The sequence below is a fragment of the Bacillus sp. 05T31 genome, from assembly GCF_056396725.1.
This window is the reverse complement of sequence record NZ_JBFTMA010000854.1, coordinates 1-1595: the sequence shown is the minus strand read 5'-3', so window position 1 is coordinate 1595 and position 1595 is coordinate 1. Positions and strand designations below refer to the sequence as shown.

Annotated in this window: 2 protein-coding genes; both read left to right on the top strand. The window is 35.4% G+C overall.

Annotated features, from left to right (window positions below; translation table 11 throughout):
* The first annotated feature begins 182 nt into the window (after positions 1-182).
* Positions 183-1028 (top strand): DUF72 domain-containing protein, encoded by an 846-nt coding sequence (locus tag AC1DJR_RS29210; protein ID WP_429686544.1) that lies wholly within the window; start codon positions 183-185, stop codon positions 1026-1028.
* Positions 1029-1462: 434 nt separating this feature from the next.
* The coding region (locus AC1DJR_RS29205; RefSeq protein ID WP_477004166.1) for a transposase at positions 1463-1595 on the top strand (133 nt) is incomplete at its 3' end.

Here is a 1595-nt window from a genome sequence, read left to right as displayed (position 1 = left end):
CAATATCATCGTTTGGAAGCATAAATAAATAACCCCTCAATTTAAAAATTCTTCCATTTAGTATATCATATTTTTATACGGATACTCTTAAAGAAGGGGATACTTAATGAAATTGATTAGCTGAAATGTCCGGGAAGTGAGTAGAATGGATAGAAGGTGAAGTTAAAAAGGGAGGGATATATTTGCTTTTCATTGGAGTGACAGGGTGGGGAGATCATGATTCTTTATATATAAATCCCTATGAAAATAGAAATAAATTGCGAACTTATAGTGAACATTTTCCCATTGTGGAAGTAGATAGTTCATTTTATGCGATACAACCTGCGCGGAATTATACAAAATGGGCGATGGAGACGCCGAAAGATTTTTCTTTTATAGTAAAAGCCTATCAAGGAATGACAGGACATATGAAAGGGGAAATCCCTTTTTCTACGTTCGATGAGATGTTTGATGTGTATAAACAATCCATTCTTCCTTTAATAGAAGCAAATAAATTAAAAATGATTTTATTTCAATATCCACCATGGTTTGATTGTAAAGTGAAAAATGTAGATTTACTTCGATACACGAAAGAAAAAATGGAAGATTTACCATGTGCATTAGAGTTTCGAAATCAAACATGGTTTTATCCAGAAATGAGAGATAAGACGTTACAGTTTTTAGAAAAAGAAAACTGGATTCATACAATTTGCGATGAGCCTCAGGCTGGAATAGGATCAGTACCGCTTATATTAGAGGCAACAAACTCGGACATGGCGTTAATACGTTTTCATGGCCGAAATGTTCATGGTTGGCTGGATAAAGGAGAAAATTGGAGAGCGGTTCGCTGTTTATATCGTTATAATAGTAAAGAATTGGCGGAATGGGTAGAACGATTAGGGCGATTGAAAAAGAAGACGAAGGATATATTTGTATTGTTTAATAATAATTCGGGCGGAGATGCAGCGGATAATGCGAAACAGCTTATGAAAATGATGAACATTACATATGGTGAGCTGAAGCCTGAGCAATTAAATTTGTTTGAATGATGATAAACAAGAAAGGCACTGTACAAACAGGGGGAATGTACAGTGCCTTTCTATATGAAAAAGAGGGGTAACAATGTTACTGAGCGTTTGGTTGATTCATCAATTGTTGGCTTCATAATAAATGATAATGGTTATCATTATCATTGTCAATGGTTTTTCAGAAAATAAGTAAAAAACTTTTTATCCCGCTATTTGCGGCAGTAAAACTCCTACCTCAAAATTCGGCTGGAGCAAAGAAGTTAGGTGGGAGCCCTGCTGCCCGTAAACGCCCGATTGGTGAAGGCTAATAATCAGTGGGGGATGAACAAAACCCCCACTGATTAAAGTTTCACTTTATATTTTAAATAGTAATAAAAAAAGAACAGCAATTATGAACTGCATGAACTGCACCCCAATTGTTAGACACAGTCTAACAATTGGGGTGCAGTTTTTCTATGGCTAAATTTACAGCTGATGAAAAAATACAAATCGTTCTACGTTATTTGAACGGAAATGAAAGTTATCGAGAAATGGGTAGAGCGATCGGTATAAGTGGCACAATCATTTTGAATTGGGTAAACCAATATA